This is a genomic window from Kitasatospora sp. NPDC096077 (assembly GCF_040303245.1).
GTDB lineage: Bacteria > Actinomycetota > Actinomycetes > Streptomycetales > Streptomycetaceae > Kitasatospora.
Genome location: NZ_JBEOSV010000087.1, coordinates 1 through 20,462, shown reverse-complemented (window position 1 = coordinate 20,462; position 20,462 = coordinate 1). Strand labels below are relative to the sequence as shown.

At 74.0% G+C, this 20,462-nt stretch carries 11 protein-coding genes, 1 tRNA gene and 1 pseudogene; 4 read left to right on the top strand and 9 right to left on the bottom strand.

All coding sequences use genetic code 11. The annotated features are described in order from the left end of the window. Nucleotides 1–104: 104 nt before the first annotated feature. The 4 genes and pseudogenes from ABTZ03_RS39625 to ABTZ03_RS39610 form a co-directional block, all read right to left on the bottom strand. Nucleotides 105–551: a DUF4442 domain-containing protein gene (locus tag ABTZ03_RS39625; protein WP_350518078.1), complete on the bottom strand. Its 447-nt coding sequence runs from the start codon at nt 549–551 to the stop codon at nt 105–107. A gap of 230 nt (nt 552–781) precedes the next feature. Next, nucleotides 782–857, bottom strand: a tRNA-His gene (locus ABTZ03_RS39620). Between the two features lie 135 nt (nt 858–992). Next, on the bottom strand, nt 993–1,595 hold the full coding sequence (gene orn / locus ABTZ03_RS39615; RefSeq protein WP_350518077.1) for an oligoribonuclease: 603 nt from the start codon (nt 1,593–1,595) through the stop codon (nt 993–995). An 832-nt stretch (nt 1,596–2,427) separates the two neighbouring features. Continuing rightward, nucleotides 2,428–3,481, bottom strand: a pseudogene (locus ABTZ03_RS39610) (helix-turn-helix domain-containing protein); the annotation flags it as partial. Nucleotides 3,482–4,482: 1,001 nt separating this feature from the next. On the opposite strand from ABTZ03_RS39610, the gene ABTZ03_RS39605 reads away from it, so the two are divergent. Next, nucleotides 4,483–5,283: a GNAT family N-acetyltransferase gene (locus ABTZ03_RS39605; RefSeq protein WP_350518076.1), complete on the top strand. Its 801-nt coding sequence runs from the start codon at nt 4,483–4,485 to the stop codon at nt 5,281–5,283. A 90-nt stretch (nt 5,284–5,373) separates the two neighbouring features. Here ABTZ03_RS39605 and ABTZ03_RS39600 read toward each other — a convergent pair whose 3' ends face one another. Beyond that, the gene (locus ABTZ03_RS39600) at nt 5,374–6,684 is read right to left on the bottom strand and encodes an HAD-IA family hydrolase (protein WP_350518075.1); all 1,311 of its coding nucleotides are present in this window, start codon (nt 6,682–6,684) and stop codon (nt 5,374–5,376) included. A gap of 1,136 nt (nt 6,685–7,820) precedes the next feature. On the opposite strand from ABTZ03_RS39600, the gene ABTZ03_RS39595 reads away from it, so the two are divergent. After that, nucleotides 7,821–8,357: a universal stress protein gene (locus ABTZ03_RS39595; protein WP_350518094.1), complete on the top strand. Its 537-nt coding sequence runs from the start codon at nt 7,821–7,823 to the stop codon at nt 8,355–8,357. A 221-nt stretch (nt 8,358–8,578) separates the two neighbouring features. Here ABTZ03_RS39595 and ABTZ03_RS39590 read toward each other — a convergent pair whose 3' ends face one another. The 4 genes from ABTZ03_RS39590 to ABTZ03_RS39575 form a co-directional block, all read right to left on the bottom strand. Further along, the gene (locus tag ABTZ03_RS39590; RefSeq protein ID WP_350518074.1) at nt 8,579–9,769 is read right to left on the bottom strand and encodes an acyl-CoA dehydrogenase family protein; all 1,191 of its coding nucleotides are present in this window, start codon (nt 9,767–9,769) and stop codon (nt 8,579–8,581) included. A 186-nt stretch (nt 9,770–9,955) separates the two neighbouring features. Beyond that, complete coding sequence (locus ABTZ03_RS39585; RefSeq protein ID WP_350518073.1) at nt 9,956–10,966, bottom strand: hydroxymethylglutaryl-CoA lyase; 1,011 nt, start codon at nt 10,964–10,966, stop codon at nt 9,956–9,958. Further along, the gene (locus ABTZ03_RS39580; protein WP_350518072.1) at nt 10,963–13,266 is read right to left on the bottom strand and encodes an acetyl/propionyl/methylcrotonyl-CoA carboxylase subunit alpha; all 2,304 of its coding nucleotides are present in this window, start codon (nt 13,264–13,266) and stop codon (nt 10,963–10,965) included. The genes ABTZ03_RS39585 and ABTZ03_RS39580 overlap by 4 nt, the downstream gene beginning before the upstream one ends. A gap of 197 nt (nt 13,267–13,463) precedes the next feature. Then, complete coding sequence (locus ABTZ03_RS39575; protein ID WP_350518071.1) at nt 13,464–15,176, bottom strand: carboxyl transferase domain-containing protein; 1,713 nt, start codon at nt 15,174–15,176, stop codon at nt 13,464–13,466. A 134-nt stretch (nt 15,177–15,310) separates the two neighbouring features. Here ABTZ03_RS39575 and ABTZ03_RS39570 point away from each other — a divergent pair, with 134 nt between their 5' ends. Continuing rightward, nucleotides 15,311–16,003, top strand: coding sequence for an SACE_7040 family transcriptional regulator (locus ABTZ03_RS39570; protein WP_350518070.1), 693 nt, complete (start codon nt 15,311–15,313; stop codon nt 16,001–16,003). Between the two features lie 318 nt (nt 16,004–16,321). Further along, entirely contained in the window at nt 16,322–20,350 is a 4,029-nt protein-coding gene (locus ABTZ03_RS39565; protein ID WP_350518069.1) for an ABC transporter ATP-binding protein, read from the top strand. The last annotated feature ends 112 nt before the right edge of the window (nt 20,351–20,462 follow it).

Genomic DNA, 20,462 nt, shown 5'->3' with positions numbered 1-20,462 from the left:
TTGAGAACGAGCGGGCGGGGGGTGAGGTCACGCCCGCCGTCACGGACAGTCATCGCACGGTCGGCCCCGGGGCCGTGTTCCCGGGGCCACCGGCCGTGCGACGGTCAGGAGTTGGGGCGCAGGGTCCAGGTGATCGTCATCACACCGGTGACCGCGCCGTCGGCGCGGGTGATCTCGACGGTGACCGGGAACACGGGGCGGCCGCCGGCGTCCAGCTCGGCGACGACCTCGGCGACCGGGCGGCCCAGCACGGCGGTGGCGGTGACCTCGCCCATGGCCAGCTTCTTGTAGGCGATCTCGGCGTTCACGGCGAGCGGCACGGCCCGGGACATCTGGTCCCCGAAGGCGGCGATCACGATGCAGCCGCTGGCGGACTCGGCGAGGGTGAACATCGCGCCGGCGTGCGGGCCGCCGACGTGGTTGTGGAACGCGGGCTGGTCGGGCAGTCGGAGCACGGCGCGCTCGGCGGTGGTCTCCAGGTACTCGAGCTTGAGGGTGTGCGCCATCGGCACGGTGGAGTCGAGCATCTGGCCGATCGAAGGAGTGGTCATGGCGAAGATGTTACTAGCCGGTAGCTTATTGCGGCAGGGGTCGGTCGGAAAACCTCGACCACCGGGCCGCATGGCCACCTGGCCGCTGGGCTGTCGCACCGCCGGAGCCGCCGGACTGCCGGACTGCCGGGCCGCCGGGCGGAACCGGGAGCGCGTGCGATCGGGCGGCGCGCGGGAACGCCAAAACGCCTGAGGGGCCGATCTCTTGAAGAGATCGGCCCCTCAGGCTCTGGGGTGAGTAACGGGACTCGAACCCGCGGCCACCTGGACCACAACCAGGTGCTCTACCAACTGAGCTATACCCACCATCTGTCCGGCCCGTTCGCGCTTCCGCGTTCCCGTTCCGACAGGAAGAACTGTACAGGATCCGAGGGGGTGCTCGCGCCGGGGTTCCGCCCCGGTGGACGAGGGCACCCCCTCCGACCCTGCGACGGGCCCCGGTCAGTCGGTCGCGGCCCGGTACTTCTCGGCGATCGTGCGCGCGGTCTCGGCGTCCGGGCCGGGCTGCGGGACGAACACCGCCTCGCGGTAGTAGCGCAGTTCGTCGATGCTCTCGCGGATGTCGGCGAGCGCCCGGTGGTTCCCGCCCTTCGGCGGGCTGTTGTAGTACGCCTTCGGGTACCAGCGGCGGGCCAGCTCCTTGATCGAGGAGACGTCCACGATCCGGTAGTGCAGGTGCTTCTCCAGCGCGGGCATGTCCCGGGCCAGGAAACCGCGGTCGGTGGCCACCGAGTTGCCGCACAGCGGCGTCTTCCCGGCCTCCGGCACGTGCTCGCGCACGTACGCGAGGACCCGCTCCTCGGCCTCGGCCAGGGTCACACCCTGCTCCAGCTCCTCCAGCAGGCCGGAGGAGGTGTGCATCTCGCGCACCACCTCCGGCATGTTCGCCAACGCCTCCGCCGGCGGGCGGATGATGACGTCCACGCCCTCGCCGAGGATGTTCAGCTCGGAGTCCGTCACCAGCACCGCGACCTCGACCAGGGCGTCCCGGTCGAGGTCGAGGCCGGTCATTTCACAGTCGATCCATACCAAACGGTCATTCACGCAACTCACCCTACGGCGCGATCACGCGCCGCGGGGACCGGTGGAGCCGACCGGGGTGCCGCAGCGGCGGCCTCGGATTGGTGCTCCTCCGCCCCGGCGTGGGTGCCGCGGCCCTCCGGGTGGTCGCCCTCCCGGTCGGTCCGGACCGCGTGGCCGTCCCGCCCGGGACGGGCCTCGCGCGCCGCCCGTCCGCCGTCCGGGGCGGCCGCCCGGGCCCCCGCCGGGGTGCGGACCTGCGGCGCCCGGGCCTGCCGGCCCCGGGGCTCGCCCGCCCCGGCCGCCGGTTGCCCGGCGGCACCGGCCGACACCCGTCCGGTCGGCGCACCGTGCGCCCGCCCGGCCGCACCCGGCTCGTCCCCGGGCCGCTCGACCGCGCTGCGGTGCCCCTGGCCCTGACCGCGCGCCCCCGGCTGGGGGTGGCCGTCCTCCGCCGCGGCGTGCTCGGCGGTGCGCGGCGGACGCCCCGCACCCGGAGCGGCCTGCGGCGGGACCAGCGGGGTCCGCAGCTGACCGCGCGCCGCACCCTGCTGCCCGGGGTGCGACTGCTGCGTGGCCTGCTGGTGCGGGTACGGCTGGCCCGCGCGCCCGTGGAAGCCCTGGCCGGCCGGCGTCCCGACCTGCCCCGGACCGTACGGACCGGGCTGCCCGTGCTGGCCCGGCTGGCCGCCCGGCACCTGCGCGCCCGGACCGGCCGGGAACGGGTGGGCCTGCGGACCGCCGTGCACCCCGGCGCCGAACGGCCCGCCTGCCGCCGCGGCGGCCGCGGCCGCCGCGTGCTGCAGCGCGCCGGGCAGCCGGAGGTCGGCCCCGTGCGCCCCGGCGGGCGTCGGTGCCTGCTGCCCGGGCCGACGGGCCCGGTAGCTGGTCCGGTACGCGGCCGGGGAGACCCCGAGCTGACGGCGGAAGTGCCCGCGCAGCGCGACCGGCGACCGGAACCCGCACCGGCGCGCCACGTCGTCCACCGACAGCTCCGAGGTCTCCAGCAGCCGCTGCGCCTGGAGCACCCGCTGGGTGATCAGCCACTGCAGCGGCGCACTGCCGGTGAGCGTGCGGAAGCGGCGGTCGAAGGTGCGCCGGCTCATGTAGGCGCGGGCCGCCAGCACCTCGACGTCGAACTGCTGGTTGAGGTTCTCCAGCGCCCAGGTGACCACCTCGGCCAACGGGTCGTTGCCGATCTCCTCCGGTAAAGACTGATCGATGTACTGGGCCTGTCCTCCGCCGCTGCGGCGACTGGGCACCACCAGGCGGCGGGCCAGCGCGTTGGCGGCCTCGGCGCCGTGGTCGCTGCGCACCACGTGCAGGCACAGGTCGATCCCGGCGGCGGTGCCGGCCGAGGTCAGCACGTCGCCGTCGTCCACGAACAGCTCGCGGGGGTCGACGTGCACCCGCGGGTAGCGCTTGGCCAGGGTCGGCGCGTACATCCAGTGGGTGGTCGCCGGGCGGCCGTCGAGCAGGCCGGCCGCGGCGAGCACGAAGGCGCCGGTGCACAGGCCGATGATCCGGGCGCCCTCGTGGTGGGCCTTGCGCAGGGCGGTGATCGCCTCGACCGGCGGCGGCTGGGAGATCGAGCGCCAGGCCGGTACGACGATCGTGCCGGCCCGGGCGAGCGCCTCCAGGCCGTACGGCGCCGAGAGGGTCAGGCCGCCGGTGGTGGCCAGCGGGCCCTCCTCGCCGGCGCAGACCAGCAGCCGGTAGCGGGGGACCCCGGCGTCCTGGCGGTCCACGCCGAAGACGGAGAGCGGGATGGAGCTCTCGAAGATCGGAGCACCGCCGAAGATCAGCACCGCGACCGTCTCCCGGCGGCGCCGGCCGGACAGCTTGCGCGGGGCGCCGACCGCCGAGGGGGAACTCGGGGAGCCGCTGCCGCCCGGCCCGCCGTGACCCAGCGGGCCGTGGCCGGGGGCGGTGCCCAGGGCGAGGCCGCCGCCGAGCGGGCCGGTGCCGGTGCCGTTCAGCCCGGGGGTCGCGCCGCCGGCGGGGTAGACCGGGTGACCGGGGTAGCCCGGGGTGCCGGCGTGGGCCGGGCTCCCGGGGTGTCCCGGGTGGGCCGGGTACTCGCCACCGTAGGTCGGGGCGGGGCCGCCGTAGGCCTGGGCCGGACTGACGGGGCCTCGGCTGACGGGCTGTCCGAGCTGGCTCGGGTGGCCGCCCTGGTACGACGGGGCGCCGTAGGGTGCCGGTCCGCCGTGCGCGGCGCTCCCGTGCGTCGGGCTGCCGTGCTGTGGACCGCCGTACTGCGGACCGCCGTACTGCGGGCCGCCCGGTTCGGCCTGGGCGTGGCCGGCGGGCGACGGCACGACCGGATAGGAGGAGTGCGAGGCGGGGCCCGAGGTGCTCGGGGTGCCGGAGGTGCGGGTGGTGGCGGCGATCGCGGAGTTGCCGGTGCTTCTGACGGTCCGACTCGCGGTGCCGGCCGGCGCCTGGCCGCTGTCAGGACCCGCGTCGCTCCTGCTCACCCTGCTCAAGGCGCTCAAGCCCCCTCGGTGGTGTGGTGTGGGTGGTGCGGCACTGCTGGCCAAGATCGAAATCTATCGGGTGGACCGTTGCCGTTGTGACAAGTTCACCATCCGACGCTATGTCGACATGGCAATTTGGCGTGATGCATTCGATCACGAAGCGTGGCACCCGTCGACCCTTCTGGGAAGAGGGCCGGTGCAACGGTGGCTGGTTGTCGCGGGGCGGTTCCTGGGGCGTCCGGCTTCCGGGCGCCCGGTAGGCGGGTCTGGGCTGCGGATTTGCCCAAGGGGGAGGGCGAGGCGCGAAATTGACCGAAAATCGGCGGTGCACGAGAGGGCGCACGGGCGCCGACCGTGCGCCTCCCGGGCTCCATCCGGCCAGTGCCCGGACGGCCCGACCGGCGGCACCGCCACCGGGCTACCGTCCTGCCGTGAACACCGACAGCCGGCTCGAACAGGCCAACGACAACGCCGCCGCCTTCTGGCTCACCCAAGCCCGTGTGCACGGCTGGGGGTCCCACGTCCGACCGGGCCTCACCGCGGTCCGCTGCGCCCGCACCCCGGACGACTCGCAGCGCTTCGTGGTCACCCGTCCCTACGCCGAACCGGCCGATGTGGAACAGCAGTTGGCCGACCTGCTGGACGAATGGCAGACCGTCCGCTTCACCCTGGAGGACCCGTACGGCGGGCTCGACCTGACCCGCTTCGGGGCCGTCCGGATACCGATCATGCCCGTGATGGCCCGGGAGCCCGGCCCGGTCGAGGGCGTCGCCGACGAGCTGCCGGCCGCCTCCCGGGCGCACGGCGGCGGCACCCTGACGGTCGATGAGGTGCTGGACGACGACGCCTTCGCGCTGGTCGAGCGGACCGTCGTGGACGGCTTCCCGCTGCCTGCCCGACAGCCCTGGGTGCGCGGTGACGCCCTCCCGGCGCAGCTGCTGCGCGAACCCGGCTGCCGGGCCTGGGCGGGTCGGATCGACGGTGCGCCGGCGGGCGCCTGTCTCACCTTCGACGACGGGACCGCCACCGGGGTGTACTGGGTCGCCACCCTGCCTGACCAGCGCGGTCAGGGCGTGGCCAAGGCCGTCCTGCAGACCGCCCTGGCCCACGTCCACCCGGATCGCCCGGCCACCCTGGTCGCCACCTCGGCGGGCGAACCGCTCTACCGCAAGCTCGGCTTCACCGCGCTCGCCCCCACCTGCTGGTGGAGCCGCACCTCGGTGGGCGGCTGACCGGCGGGAGCGCGGTCGGCTGCGCCCCGGGGTGGGTTCGGGTTCAGTTCGGGTTCGGGTTCGGGGGTGGATGCGGTTCGGGGGCGACTGCTACTGGCCGACCGCCGCCGCGGCGGGTGCGGTGGCGGGGGCCGGTGTTGCGGCGAGGGGCCCCGCGGCGCGTGGTGCCGTGCCGACCGGAACCGCAACGGCGCGTGCTGCCAGGGTAGTTGGCGCGGTGCCCGGTGCCGCGGCGAACACGGTTCGCGCCAGTCCGGCCCCACGCGTACCGCCGGTCCCACCAGTACCCCTGGCCCCACCGGCCTCCGTACGCAGGGGCGTCGGCCGCGCCGTCGCGCCCGGCCGTTCGCCGTTCGCGCCCGGCGCCGCCCCGTCGCCCGACCGCAGGTCGCCGCCCGTTCCGGCCCCCGGCTCTCCGGGGGCTCCGGAGCGCTGGAGGCCGTCGACGCTCGCGGCAAACCCGCCTGATCGGTTTCGGACACCGGATCCGGCTCCGGAACCCGCGGCAACCGCCGTCCCGGTGTCCACGGGAACGGGCGCATTCGGTCGTCCCGGGGCGGATGCCGTCGGGCGTGCGCCGGGCCGCGAGCCGAGCAGCGCCGTCGCGCGGAGCGCGGCCCCGGCCGTCTGCCGTCGACCCGGCCCGCCCGCGCGGACCCCCGCCTGGACGCCGGCCTGAACCCCCGCCTGAACCGCCGCCTGGACGCCGGGCCGCATTCCCGGCCGGGCCGAGGGTGCGTTGCGCGCGGACAGCACCAGGCCGACCGCCTCCGGCAGACCGGCCGCCTTCAGCGTCGGCCGGTAGCCGTCCTCGGCCCACGGCCGGCCGTGGTGCAGCCAGACGCTGCGCAGCCCGGCCAGTTCGGCACCGGCGATGTCGGCCGGCGCGTGGTCCCCGACCATCCAGGTGTGCGCCGCCCAGTCCCCGGTCGGCCGGATGCCGCACCGCCGGGCGGCTATCTCGAAGATCAGCGGGTCCGGTTTGACGCAGTCGGCCTCCTCGGAGATCACCCAGCCGTCGACCAGTGGCCCCAGCCCGGTCCGTCGGATCTTCTCCAACTGCGGTCGGGTGCCGCCGTTGGAGACGATTCCGAGCGTCCACCCGGCCGCCCGCGCCGCCCGGAGTGCCTCGATGTTCCGGGTCGGGCAGTGGATGTGGGAGTTGATGCCGCGTCGGAAGTGTGCGAGCAGGAACTCGACGGAGGCGTCCAGGCCGTAGCGGCGCCGAACGGCGGACAGTACGGTGCTGCGCGGCACGTAGCCGCCGCCGTCGAGGGTGACGAACCAGTCCAGGTCGCCGGGCGGCAGGCGGTGTTCGGACAGGAAGTCCTGCGCCCAGGCCCGGTAGGCGGCGTCCCGGGGGAGCAGCGTGTTGTCGAGGTCGAACAGGAGCAGGGGCATGCCGAGCATGGTGCCAGCGGCTGCGCTTATGCACCTGGCAAATGCCGGACCGCGTCGCGAAGCCGTACGAAGTGGCTGAAACGGCCCGGACACCGGACGGACGGGGTGGTCCCGGACGGACCGGAGCGCCGACGGGGACGTGCGGGGCGTGACGGTTGGCGACGTGCCGCAACGGATCGTCGCCAATCCATGACAGTCCGGTCACGGTGTCCCACGGGCCTGTTGCGCCTCCCGGCCCGCTCAGTCAAGCTCCTTAGAACCTCCGTTCTGGAGGGGGCGCGATCGCCTGCGGGCAGGGCGCACTTCCGCGGCGGGCGCATCCTCCTTTCGCGGGAACAACGTCGCTCCGGGGCTTCGCCGCTGGGCTGGGCCCCTTGCCCGTCGTACTCTGAAAGGAACAGGTCACATACGGTGCTGCGCGGCGCTGACCGACGTCATCCCGTGAGCGGGCCTGCTGCCCGGGCAGCGTTGTCCTCTCCTGTCGGCCCCTCTCCCTTGAAGAGCCGTGAGCCATGGCTGGTTTTGAGTCGTCCCGACCGGTCGGACCGGACGCGTCCCGCAGTGCGGGCGCAGGCCCCCGGGAAGACGGCGTCCATCCGCACCTCGACCCGGTCGACGGGCAGCCCGACGAGCGCCGCGACGAACGGCCGGACGGACACGCCGAAGGCCGTACGGGCGACCGCGCCGACTTGGACGACCGCGCAGGCCTGGACGACCGCGCAGGCCTGGACGATCTCGCCGACCCGGGTGACGGCGCCGATGTGGCGGGCCGCGCGGATCCGGCCGAACTCACCGACCCTGCCGACCTCGCCGGCCGGCGTGACGGCTCGGCCGACCCACCCGGCGAGCCGACCGGAGCCCCGCAGCGCGACCCGCGTCGCGATTCACCCGACGGTCCAGCCGCTGCCCCGCACGCCGAACTCCCGCACGGCCGTGGGTCGGTCGGTGGATCGGACCGCGAGCGGACCGGTGCCGGCGAAGCGGCCCGACCCGTCGCCGCGAACCACGAGCAGCCCGAACCGCGAGGCCTGGCGAGGGCTCTGCGCAGCCTCCGCCGGGCCGGCCTCGCCCGCCGTGACCACTCAGCGCCCCGCCAGCGGCGCGACGGGCGGCCGGGCGCCGCTGCGGAGTCCCCGGTGACGGGCCACCCCGGCCCCGGCCCCGGCGCCGATCGTCCGGACACGGCGTCCGGCCACGTCGGCGGGCACACCGGGCCGTCGGGGAAGGATGCGCCCGGGCGCGTCCTCGATCCGGTGTTCCAGCACGGCGTCGTGGTCGGCTTCGACGGTTCGCTGTCGAGCGAGCGCGCCCTCGCCTACGCGGTCGGCATGGCCCGCAGGTCGCAGTGCGGCCTGGTGATCGTGCACGTCGCCAACCGTCTGCCCGCCACGGTCTGGGCAGGCTGTGAACCTCCCGTCTTCGTCGACCTTCCGGACCACCGCACGGAGGTGCTCGGCCTGGAGCTCGCCTGTGCGGACTTCCTCGCGGGGGTGCCGTGGATCCTGATCGAGCGGGGCGGCGACATCTGCCACGAGATCGAGGAGGTCGGCCGTGAGTACGCCGCCGACGCGATCGTCGTCGGCACGACGCACGGCTTGCTCGGCAAGATCTTCGGCTCGGTCTCCGGGCGGCTGGCGCGGCGGGCCAACCGTCCGGTGATCGTGATCCCCTGAGGGTTCCGCGGATGCCCGTGAGCTTCGGCCAAACCCCTTGAACGCCTTGCCTGTTGCTGATCCTGATGCCTCCTCCGGGGTCTCCTCCTGTGCCTCCCGTGGCGGCCTGCGCCGCCCCGGTGCGTCCCTGGGCTTGTTCGGTCGGCTCCTCAACACCCGTTGCGGAGCGGTGGGTCGGCCCGGTCGGCTCGGCTCAGGAGGTGACCCTCAGGAAGGGATCGTCACGAAGTGACGCCGAGCTGCCGGGCGATGAGCATGCGCTGGACTTCGGACGTGCCCTCCCCGATCTCGAGAATCTTGCAGTCGCGCCAGAAGCGGGCGACCGGGAATTCGTTCATGAAGCCGTACCCGCCGTGGATCTGGGTCGCCTCGCGGGCGTTGTCGACGGCGGCCTCGGACGAGTACAGCTTCGCGATCGCGGCCTCCTTCTTGAACGGTTCGCCGTGCAGCAGTCGGGAAGCGGCGTCCCGCCAGGCCAGGCGGGAGGTGTGGGCGCGCAGCTCCATGTCGGCAAGCTTGAACTGGATGGCCTGGTTGGCACCGATCGGGTGGCCGAAGGCCCGCCGGGTGCCGGCGTACTTGACGGACTCGTCGACGCAGCCCTGGGCCAGGCCGGTGGCCAGGGCCGCGATCGCGATGCGGCCCTCGTCGAGGATCCGCAGGAACTGGGCGTAGCCTCGGCCACGCTCGCCCAGCAGGTTGGCCGCGGGGACGCGGCAGTCGGTGAAGGACAGTTCGCGGGTGTCGGATGCGTTCCACCCGACCTTGGAGTACTTCTTCGAGACCTGGAACCCGGGGGTCCCGGTGGGCACGATGATGGAGGAGATCTCCCGTACAGGCGAGCGGAATTCGCCTTCTTCACTCGAACGAGCGAGCGGTTCGGTGAGCGCGGTGACGGTGACCAGTCCGGTGATGTCGGTGCCGGAGTTGGTGATGAAGCACTTGGTGCCGTTGATGACCCACTCGTCGGTGGCCTCGTCGTACCGCGCGGTGGTGCGGGTGGCCCCGGCGTCCGAACCGCCCTCGGGTTCGGTGAGGCCGAAGGCGCCGAGGAGCTCGCCCGAGGTCAGCCGGGGCAGCCACTCGCGCTTCTGCTCCTCGGTGCCGAAGCGGTGGATCGGCATCGCACCGAGCGAGACGGCGGCCTCCAGGGTGATCGCCACCGAGGAGTCCACGCGGGCGAGTTCCTCCAGGACGAGGCCGAGCGCGAAGTAGTCGCCGCCCATGCCGCCGTACTCCTCCGGGAAGGGCAGACCGAACAGGCCCATCCGCCCCATCTCGCGGACGATCTCGTACGGGAACTCCTCCCGCTCGTAGAACTCGCCGATCTTCGGCGCCACCACGTCCTTGGCGAACTCGGCGACGGTGCGCCGCAGTTCCTCGTACTCGCTGCTGAGCCGGTGGTCGAGCATCTGATCCTCCTGGTGCCCGGCCGGGGTGGCCGCGGGCGGTGAGCGGATGACCGGCGTCCGTCTGACGGTGTGACGGTCGCACGGTGTGGTTGGCGGATGAACGTGGATGGAGACGGAAGAAGGCGGACGACGGGGCGTCCGGGCGCCGGCCCCGGGCGGGGAAGGCCGGCCCCGGTGGGGGAGCGGTCAGCCCAGGGTGGTGCCGAGCAGCGCCTGGACGGTGCGGGAGGGGCTCGGCCGGCCGAGGCGCTCGGCCATCCAGCCGCTGGTCGCGACCAGCGCGCGCAGGTCGACACCGGTCCGGATGCCGAGTCCGTGCAGCATCCACACCAGGTCTTCGGTGGCCAGGTTGCCGGTGGCGCTCTTCGCGTACGGGCAGCCGCCCAGGCCGCCGGCCGAGGCGTCCACCGTGGTGACGCCCTCGCGCAGCGCCGCCAGGGTGTTGCTGAGCGCCTGGCCGTAGGTGTCGTGGAAGTGCACGGCGAGCCGGCCGACGGGCACGCCGGCCTCGGCGAAGCCACCCAGCAGGGCGCCGACCTGGCCGGGTGTGGCCACGCCGATGGTGTCGCCGAGGCTCAGCTCCGCGCAGCCCATCTCCAGCAGTTGCACGCCGTACCGGACCACCTGGTCGACCGGGACGGGCCCCTCCCAGGGGTCGCCGAAGCACATCGAGAGGTAGCCGCGGACCGTGACCCCGGCCTCGGCGGCGCGGGTCACGACCGGGCGGAACATCGCCATGGCCTCGTCCGCCGAGCGGTTGAGGTTGCGCCGGGCGAAGGTCTCGGTGGCGCTGGCGAACACCGCGATGTCGGTGGCGTGGTGGGCCAGCGCGCGGTCGAGGCCGCGCTCGTTGGGCACCAGGACCGGCAGCCGCAGGCCGGGGTGGCGGTCCGGAAGGTCGGCGAGCCGGGGCATCAGGTCCTCGGCGTCGGCGAGCTGGGGTACCCATTTCGGGTGAACGAAGCTGGTCGCCTCGACGGTCCGCAGCCCGACGGCGGCGAGTCGGCCGATGAACTCCGCCTTGACCTCGACGGGCACCAGGGAGCTCTCGTTCTGCAGCCCGTCGCGCGGTCCGACCTCGTGGATCCGGACCTCCTCGGGCAGGCCGGGGGCGCGGACCGGGGAGGGCAGGCCGAGGTCGAGGGTGTCGGGCTCGCGGGCCGGGGTCTCCCGGCCCGGGCGCTCCTGGGACGTCATGACCGCACCTCCACGGGCTCGGCGGCCGTCTCGGCCGGGGCCACCACGACCAGCAGGTCCTCCATCGCGACGGTGGCGCCCGCGGTGGCCCGCAACTCGGCGACCACGCCGTCGTGCGGTGCGGCGATCACGTGTTCCATCTTCATGGCCTCCAGCACGAGCAGGGGCTGGCCCTTGCGGACCGTCTCGCCCGCCGTGGTCTTGACGACCGTGACGGTGCCGGGCATCGGGGCGGTCAGCGCGCCGTGGTGCGCCGAGGCCCCGGCGGCGCTCTCGACGACCGGGTCGTAGCCGTGCATCGGCCAGGCGTCGCCCTCGACGCCGAGCCAGGTCACCGGGCCGCCCGCGAGACCGGGGGTGGCGTCGGTGGCCAGGGCGAACGCGGTCTGCAGGCCGTCGACGGTCAGGTGCAACCGGTCGGCCGCCAGAGTCGCGCGGGCGCGGTGCACCGGGCCGGCGTCGAGCCGGAGCTCCACCTCGTGGGCGCTCCCGGGGGAGTTGTCAGTGGGGTGGGTTACGTTGCCCGCAGTGATCGAACGGATGCGCACCGAGACCGGATCCTGGCCGGGGGTACGGAGTCGGTGGGTGGTCCAGGCGGGGGTGCCGCCCAGGCGCCAGCCGGAGGGAAGGGAGAACGGGTCGGTCCAGCCGCCGGGGTCGGCGGCCGGGGTGAGTTCCAGGTGCCGCGCCAGCGCGGCCGCGAAGTAGAGGAGGTGGGCAGGTGACGGCGATTCGGTTGCCGCGACGGCGTCCAGGTCCGCGGCCCCGGTCGGGGCGGTCGCTTCCGGGGTGGCCGTGTCCGATGTCGCCGCGCTCGACGTCGCCGCCGCGACCGACGACGCCGCCGCGTTCGACGGCGAGTGGGGCGCCACGAGCAGGGCCGGCTGCTGCTGGGCCGTCTGTTCCACCAGGCCGGTGTCCAGTCGGCCGGCGACGACCTCGGGGTGGGCGAGCAGTCGGCGCAGGAAGCCGGTGTTGGTGGTGACACCCAGGATGCGGGTGTCGGCCAGCGCGGCGCGGAGCCGGCGCAGCGCGGTCGGGCGGTCGGGCCCGTACGCGATGACCTTGGCGAGCATCGGGTCGTAGGCGCTGGTGACGACGGTTCCGGGGGCGACCCCGGAGTCGACGCGGATGCCCTCGCCCCGGGGCTCGTCCAGGGTGAGGATGCGACCGCCGGTGGGCAGGAAGTCCCGTTCCGGGTCCTCGGCGCAGATGCGGGCCTCGATGGCGTGGCCCAGGAAGGAGATGTCGGACTGGGTGAAGGAGAGCGGCTCGCCCGAGGCGACGCGCAGTTGCCACTCGACCAGGTCCAGTCGGGCTGCGTCCGGCCCGACGGCGACGGCGAGTTCGGTGACGGGGTGTTCGACCTGGAGGCGGGTGTTCATCTCCATGAAGAAGAAGTCCCGCACCCCCTCGGCGGCGGAGGCGGGGGCGTCCGGGTCGATGCCGGGGACGATGAACTCCACGGTGCCGGCCCCGGTGTAGCCGCAGGACTCGGCGGCGCGGACGGCCGCGGCGCCCATCGCGGCGCGGGTCTCCGCATTGAGCAGAACGGAGGGAGCCTCTTCGATCAGTTTCTGGTGGCGGCGCTGCAGGCTGCACTCGCGCTCGCCGAGGTGGACGGTGGTGCCGTGGGCGTCGGCCAGCACCTGCACCTCGATGTGGCGCGGCCGGTCGACCCAGCGCTCCAGCAGCAGGGTGTCGTCACCGAACGCGGTCCGGGCGACGCGGCGGGCGGCGGCGATCTCGGTGGGCAGCTCGGCCGGGTCCCGCACCAGGCGCATGCCCTTTCCGCCACCACCGGCGGAGGGCTTGAGCAGGACGGGGTAGCCGATCTCGTCGGCGGCGGCGACGAGGTCCTCGTCGGTGGGCGCGGTGGCCTGGCTGCCGGGGACCACGGGGACGCCGGCGGTCCGGACGGCCTCCTTGGCGTTGATCTTGTCACCCATCAGCTCGACCGCACCGGGAGGTGGTCCGATGAAGACGAGGCCCGCGTCGGCGCAGGCGCGGGCGAAGCCGGGGTTCTCGGCGAGGAAGCCGTAACCGGGGTGGACGGCCTGGGCGCCGGTGCGGCGGGCGGCGGCGAGGATCTGGTCGGTGCGCAGGTAGGTCTCGGCCGCGGAGCTGTCGCTGCGGTCGGCCGGGCCGAGCCGGACCGCGACGTCGGCCTCGCGGACGTGCGGCGCGTCGGCGTCCGCGTCGCTGAACATGGCGACCGAGCGGACGCCGAGCCGCCGCAGGGTGCGGATCACCCGCAGCGCGATCTCGCCGCGGTTGGCGACCAGAACTGTGTCGAACATGGGAGGCGTTCCTCCGGGTCGAGGGGAGCCGTGAGTAGGAGGTGGCGGTGGGCGGTCGAGGCGCCGACCCGGTCGTCGGGCCGGCGCCGCAGGAGTCACACCCGGAAGGGAGGGATCACATCGGAGCGGTCACCGGGCGGTGGGAGCACCCGCCGGGCGGCGGAGCGGCCACCGGGCGAACGCGCCGGCGGACGGCGTCACATGCGGAAGACGCCGTACGGAGCGGGCGCTGCGAGCGGGGCGTTGGCGCAGGCGGTGAGGGCGAGCCCGACGACGGTGCGGGTGTCCATCGGGTCGATCACACCGTCGTCCCAGAGCCGGGCGGTGGCGTAGTAGGCGTTGCCCTGCCGCTCGTACTGCTCGCGGACCGGGCGCTTGAACTCCTCCTCCGCCTCGGCCGGCCACTCCTCGCCGTGTCCCTCCAACTGGTCGCGACGGACGGTGGCCAGGACGGAGGCCGCCTGTTCGCCGCCCATCACGGAGATCTTGGCGCCCGGCCACATCCACAGGAAGCGGGGTGAGTAGGCCCGGCCGCACATCGAGTAGTTGCCGGCCCCGTACGAGCCGCCGACCACCACGGTCAGCTTCGGGACCCGGGTGCAGGCGACGGCGTTGACCATCTTGGCGCCGTGCTTGGCGATGCCGCCCGCCTCGTACTGCCGGCCGACCATGAAGCCGGTGATGTTCTGCAGGAAGAGGAGGGGGATGCCGCGCTGGTCGCACAATTCGATGAAGTGGGCGCCCTTGAGGGCCGATTCGGAGAACAGCACGCCGTTGTTGGCGACGATGCCGACCGGGTGGCCGTGGATCCGGGCGAAGCCAGTGACCAGGGTCGCGCCGTACTCGGCCTTGAACTCGGCGAAGCGGCTGCCGTCGACCAGCCGGGCGATCACCTCGCGCACGTCGTAGGGCGTGCGCGGGTCGACCGGGACGGCACCGTACAGGCCGGCCGGGTCGACGGCCGGGGGCTCGACCGGGGTGAGCGGCCACGGCTTGGCCGACCGCGGGCCGAGCCCGGACACGATGGTGCGGACGATGGAGAGGGCGTGGGCGTCGTCCTCGGCCAGGTGGTCCGTCACGCCCGAGGTGCGGGAGTGCAGCTCGCCGCCGCCCAGCTCCTCGGCGGTGACCACCTCGCCGGTGGCGGCCTTCACCAGCGGCGGTCCGCCCAGGAAGATCGTGCCCTGGTTGCGGACGATCACCGCCTGGTCGCTCATCGCCGGGACGTAGGCGCCGCCGGCCGTGCAGGAGCCGAGCACCGCGGCGATCTGCGGGATGCCCGCGGCCGAGAGCCGGGCCTGGTTGTAGAAGATCCGGCCGAAGTGGTCGCGGTCCGGGAAGACCTCGTCCTGCATCGGGAGGAAGGCGCCGCCGGAGTCCACCAGGTAGATGCAGGGGAGGCGGTTCTCCAGCGCGACCTCCTGGGCGCGCAGGTGCTTCTTCACCGTCATCGGGTAGTAGGTGCCGCCCTTGACGGTGGCGTCGTTGGCGACCACCACCACCTCGCGTCCGGCGACCCGGCCGACCCCGGCGATCACCCCGGCCGCGGGCGCGGCGCCGTCGTACATCCCGTCGGCGGCCAGCGGGGCCAGCTCCAGGAACGGCGAGGCCGGGTCGAGCAGGGTGTCCACCCGGTCGCGGGGGAGGAGCTTGCCGCGCGAGGTGTGCCGGGCGCGGGCCTTGGCGCCGCCGCCGAGGGCGGCCGCGTCGAGCTTCGCGCGCAGTTCGGCGACCAGGGCCTGGTGCGCCTCGGTGTTGGCCCGGTAGGCCGCGGAGCCCGGGTCGGCGGAGGTGCCGAGCCGGGGAGCCGGAGCGGCGGCTCCCGGAGATACGGCGCCCGGCGCGGCCGCGGTGCCGTTCGCTGCGCTGAACCGGACGCCGGAGGGCGAGCCGGTGGTTGAGATGACCATTCCCAAGAGCTCCCTTGCCCTCGGCAGCAGGCGGGCGGGCCGTGTGCGGTGCGCCCGTGGTCCCACACGTTAATTAACGTTAACTTACGCGCCCAGGTTAACGGTCGATAACCCGACTGTCTACGATGGGCAGCATGCCGAACGTCCCCGCAGCCTCCGCGCTCCCACGCCGCGACCAGATCCGCAAGGAGGCCGCCCGGCTGTTCGCCGCCCGGGGCTTCCTCGGTGTGGGCGTGGACGAGATCGGCAAGGCCGTGGGCATCAGCGGCCCCGGCCTCTACCGTCACTTCGCCGGCAAGGACGCGATGCTGGCCGACCTGCTGATCGGCATCAGTGAGCGCCTGCTGGAGGAGGGGCGCCGCCGGGCGGGTGGCGGCGACGGCCCGGCCGCCGCGCTGGACGCGCTGATCAGCGGCCACGTCGACTTCGCGCTGAACGACCGCGACCTGATCACCCTGCACGACCGCGAGCTGCTGAACCTCAAGGAGGAGGACCGCCGTACCGTCCGTCGGCTTCAGCGCGGCTATGTGGAGCTGTGGGTGGACGTGGTCCGGCAGGCCCATCCGCCGCTCGCCGCCCCCGCTGCCGAACCGGTGGCGCGGGCCGCCGTGCACGCGGTCTTCGGCCTGATCAACTCGACCCCGCACAGCCTCGGCCCGAACCCGGCCCAGGGCGAGCGCGCCGGACTCCAGCGCGACGGCATGGCCGCGCTGCTGCACACCCTCGCCCACGGTGCGTTCGCGGCGGCGGCGGAGTCGACCGCCGGTCCGGCCGGCTCCGGCTCCGGCCCCGTTGGCTCGCTGGGCTCCGGGTCCACCGACTCCTAGACCGCGGCGCCGAGCCCGCCGGTTCGCCCGCGCCCCTTGGCCGGGACCGCCCGTGGCCGGCCGGACAGGGCCTAGGTCCAAAGGACGGCGCCCGCCCGCCCCCGGGCCGCTGGGCGGGTGCCGGGTCGTCGGCGACGCTTGAGGCAGAGGCGCACCGTTGGGTCGCAGCCGCGCGCGATCGGGAATCACCGCTGGCCGCAGGCTGTTGCCCAGTCCGCCGGACCGGACGATCCGGGCCGCCCGGAGTCAGTCCCGACCGCCTCGTGCGGCCGGAAAAACCATGGCGGCCACCCGATGAAATGGTTAGCATCCCTAAATATGCCCGAGACTCACGGATCCATGGTGGAGCAATCCCCGAGCGGCCCACCGGCCCCCGGCTCGAACCGGGAGGCCCCCGGTGACGGCCCGCACACCGCCGACCCGCGCCCCGAGCCGGGTGCGAATGCTGACCCGGGGGCGAACGCCGACCTGGGAGCGAACGGCAGCCCGGGAGTGGACACCTCCGCGACCCGGCCGGACGGCTGGCTGCGCCGCCTGATCGGCTACAGCTGGCGGTCGCGCCGGAGCCTGCTGCTGGCCTTCGGCGCCTCGCTGCTCGGCATGGCCGTCACCGCGCTGGTGCCGCTGGTCACCAAGCTGATCATCGACGACGTCATCGTCGCCCACACCCGCTCGCTGACCCCATGGGCCGTGGTGCTGCTGGTGGCGGCCGTGGTGGTCTTCGGCTGCACCCAGGTCCGCCGCTACTACGGCGGCCAGCTGGCCCTCGACGTTCAGCACGACATGCGCAGCGACCTGTTCCGCTCGCTCGGCCGGCTCGACGGTCACCGGCAGGACCGGCTGGACACCGGCCAGGTGGTGGGGCGTGCGACCTCCGACCTCCAGCTGATCAACGGCCTGCTGTCGATGCTGCCGATGATGACCGGCTACCTGCTGATGTTCGTCATGTCGGTGGGCGTGATGGTCTGGCTGTCCGCGCCGCTGACCCTGATCGCCCTGGTCATGGCCCCGGCCCTGTGGTGGGTCAGCGTGCGCAGCCGCAAGCGCCTGTTCCCGGCCACCTGGGCCGCCCAGCAGGAGGCGGCCGCCGTCGCTGGCGTGGTGGACGGCGCGATCGGCGGCGTCCGGGTGGTCAAGGGCTTCGGCCAGGAGGCGCAGGAGCGGGACAAGCTGGAGCAGGTCTCCCACAACCTGTTCGCCGCCCGGCTCCGCTCGATACGCCTCAACGCCCGCTACAACCCGGCGATGCAGGCGATACCGGCCCTGGCCCAGGTCGCGGTGCTGGCCTTCGGCGGCTGGCTGGCCGTCGACGGGCGGGTCTCGCTCGGGACCTTCGTCGCCTTCTCCACGTACGTCGCGCAGATGACCGGTCCGGTGCGGATGCTGACCATGGTCATCACGGTCGGCCAGCAGGCCCGGGCGGGTGTGGAGCGGGTCCTGCAGCTGATCGACGAGCGTCCGCTGGTGCAGGAGCGCCCGGACGCGGTCGCGCTGGACCTCACCCGGGGCGCCACCGCCTCGGCCGGCGGCTCCGACGCCGACACCCGCCGCTCCGACGCCGACAGCTCCGACGCCGGCGCCGCCACGACCGGCCCCCGGACCCCCGACGTGGCCCTGGAGTTCGACCAGGTCGAGTTCCGATACGACCCCGAGCACCCCGCCCCCGTCCTGCACGGCCTCAGCCTGCGGCTGGCCCCCGGCGAGACCCTCGCCCTGGTGGGCGCCTCCGGCTCCGGCAAGTCGACGGTGGCCCAGCTGGTGCCCCGCTTCTACGATCCGGCGGTCGGCGCGGTCCGCCTCTACGGCCACGACCTGCGCGACCTCACCCTGGACTCGGTCCGGGCGGCGGTCGGCATCGTCCCCGAGGAGAGCTTCCTCTTCTCGGAATCGGTCCGCACCAACATCGCCTACGGCCGCCCGGACGCCACCGATGAGCAGGTCGTCGCCGCCGCCCGCGCCGCCCAGGCCGACGAGTTCGTCCGGGCGCTGCCGGAGGGCTACGAGACCAAGGTCGGCGAGCAGGGCCTGACCCTCTCCGGCGGCCAGCGCCAGCGCATCGCCCTGGCCCGGGCGATCCTCACCGACCCCGGGATCCTGCTGCTGGACGACGCCACCTCGGCCGTCGACCCGCAGGTCGAGGCGGAGATCCACGACGCGCTGCGCTCGGTGATGACCGGCCGCACCACGCTGCTGATCGCCCACCGCCGTTCGACCCTCCAGCTCGCCGACCGGATCGCCGTCCTGGACCACGGCCGACTGCTGGACCTCGGTACGCACGAGGAACTCGAAGCCCGATGTCCCCAGTACCGGGCCCTGATCACCGACCCCGAGGCCGGCCGCACCCCCGAGCCGCAGCCCGCGACCGAGCAGCCCGCGAAGGACCGGCCGACGACCGGGCACGAGCGGCCCGCGCAGCAGGAACAGGGCCGGCCGGACCGCAGGCAGACCCCCGAACTCCCCACCCCCGCCCTCGCCAAGGCCGCCCGCACCGCCGACCCCGACCTGCTGGCCAAGGTCGCCGCCCTCCCGCCGGCCGCCGACGTCCCCGCCGTCCCCCGCGCCGAAGCCGAGGCCGGTGACCCCGACTTCAGCCTCGGCCGCCTGCTGCGCCCCTTCCGCACCCCGCTGCTGATCGCCTTCCTGCTGGTCGCCCTCGACGCGGCCGCCGGCCTGGTGCTGCCGGTGCTGATCCGGCACGGCATCGACGAGGGCGTCCGCAAGGGCCTGATGTCCGGCGTCGCGGTGGCCTCGGTCATCGCCCTGGTCGTGGTCCTGCTGGACTGGCTGGTGCAGAGCAGCGAGAACCTGGTCAGCGGCCGTACCGGCGAGCGGGTGCTCTACACCCTCCGGCTCAAGATCTTCGCCCACCTCAACCGGCTCGGCCTGGACTACTACGAGCGCGAGCTGACCGGCCGGATCATGACCCGGATGACCACCGACCTGGACTCGCTGACGTCGTTCCTGCAGACCGGCATGGTCACCGCGGTGGTCAGCCTGCTGACCTTCGCCGGGATCTTCGCGGCCCTGCTGGTCATCGACGCCGGCCTGGCCCTGGTGGTCTTCGCGGTGCTGCCGCTGCTGGTGGTCGCCACCCTGGTGTTCCGCAAGAAGTCCAAGGACCAGTACGAGCGCTCCCGCGACCTGATCAGCACGGTCAACGCCGACCTGCAGGAGAACGTGGCCGGCATGCGGATCGTCCAGGCCTTCCGTCGGCTGGACACCAACACGGACCGCTTCGTGGCGCGTGGCATCGCCTACCGCGAGGCCCGGGTCCGGGCGCAGTTCTACATCTCGCTGTACTTCCCGTTCGTCCAGTTCCTCTCCAGCGTGGCCGCCGCGCTGGTGCTGATCGTGGGCGCCGCCCGGGTGGACGCGGGAACGCTGACGGTCGGCGCGCTGGTCGCGTACCTGCTCTACATCGACCTGTTCTTCGCCCCGGTCAACCAGCTGTCCCAGGTGTTCGACGGCTACCAGCAGGCCGCGGTGGGTCTCGGCCGGATCCGGGAACTGCTGCGCACCCCGACCACCACGGCCGAGGCGGCCGACCCGGTCCCGGTGCCGGAGGGCCTGCGCGGCGAGATCAGCTTCGAGGGCGTCGGCTTCGCCTACAACGGCGGCGCGGACGGGGCCCCGGACGTGCTGAGCGGTGTCGACCTGCGGATACCCGCGGGTCAGACGGTGGCGCTGGTCGGTGAGACCGGCGCGGGCAAGTCGACGCTGGTCAAGCTGGTGGCGCGGTTCTACGACGCCACCGCGGGCACCGTCCGGGTGGACGGGGTGGACCTCACCCGGTACGACCTGGCCCAGTACCGCCACCGCCTGGGCGTGGTGCCGCAGGAGGCCTACCTGTTCGCGGGCACGGTCCGCGAGGCGATCGCCTACGGCCGACCGGACGCCTCGGCGGCCGAGGTGGAGGCGGCGGCCCGGGCGGTCGGCGCCCACGAGATGATCGTCGGGCTGTCGGACGGCTACGAGCACGAGGTCGCGGGCCGTGGGCGAAACCTTTCGGCAGGCCAGCGCCAGCTGATCGCACTGGCCCGGGCCGAACTGGTCGACCCGGACATCCTGCTGCTGGACGAGGCCACCGCGGCGCTCGACCTGGCCACCGAGGCCGCGGTCAACCGGGCCGCGGAGCGGCTCAGCGGCGGCCGGACCACCCTGGTCATCGCCCATCGCCTGACCACCGCCGAACGTGCGGACCGGGTGGTCGTGCTGAACCACGGCCGGGTGGTCGAGGACGGCACCCACACCGAACTGCTCGCTCTGGACGGGACGTACGCCCGGCTCTGGCGGGCGTTCATCGCGGAGGGCCACCCGGCACCGGCCGGGGCGGTCGCCGCCGGGTAGCCCCGACCCCACGGTCCGCCCGCCTGCCGGACCGGCAGGCGGGGGGGCCGGGGGAGGAGCCGGCGCCCGCGCCGGACGGGGCGGGAGAAAGAAGGCCCGCGGCGCGGCGGGG

What these genes read in the sequence shown, in the direction of transcription:
- ABTZ03_RS39575 (WP_350518071.1), bottom strand. Translation starts at nt 15,176, where the DNA reads ATGGTCATCTCAACCACCGGCTCGCCCTCCGGCGTCCGGTTCAGCGCA.
- ABTZ03_RS39580 (WP_350518072.1), bottom strand. Translation starts at nt 13,266, where the DNA reads ATGTTCGACACAGTTCTGGTCGCCAACCGCGGCGAGATCGCGCTGCGG.
- ABTZ03_RS39625 (WP_350518078.1), bottom strand. Translation starts at nt 551, where the DNA reads ATGACCACTCCTTCGATCGGCCAGATGCTCGACTCCACCGTGCCGATG.
- ABTZ03_RS39590 (WP_350518074.1), bottom strand. Translation starts at nt 9,769, where the DNA reads ATGCTCGACCACCGGCTCAGCAGCGAGTACGAGGAACTGCGGCGCACC.
- ABTZ03_RS39565 (WP_350518069.1), top strand. Translation starts at nt 16,322, where the DNA reads ATGCCCGAGACTCACGGATCCATGGTGGAGCAATCCCCGAGCGGCCCA.
- ABTZ03_RS39600 (WP_350518075.1), bottom strand. Translation starts at nt 6,684, where the DNA reads ATGCCCCTGCTCCTGTTCGACCTCGACAACACGCTGCTCCCCCGGGAC.
- ABTZ03_RS39570 (WP_350518070.1), top strand. Translation starts at nt 15,311, where the DNA reads ATGCCGAACGTCCCCGCAGCCTCCGCGCTCCCACGCCGCGACCAGATC.
- ABTZ03_RS39585 (WP_350518073.1), bottom strand. Translation starts at nt 10,966, where the DNA reads ATGACGTCCCAGGAGCGCCCGGGCCGGGAGACCCCGGCCCGCGAGCCC.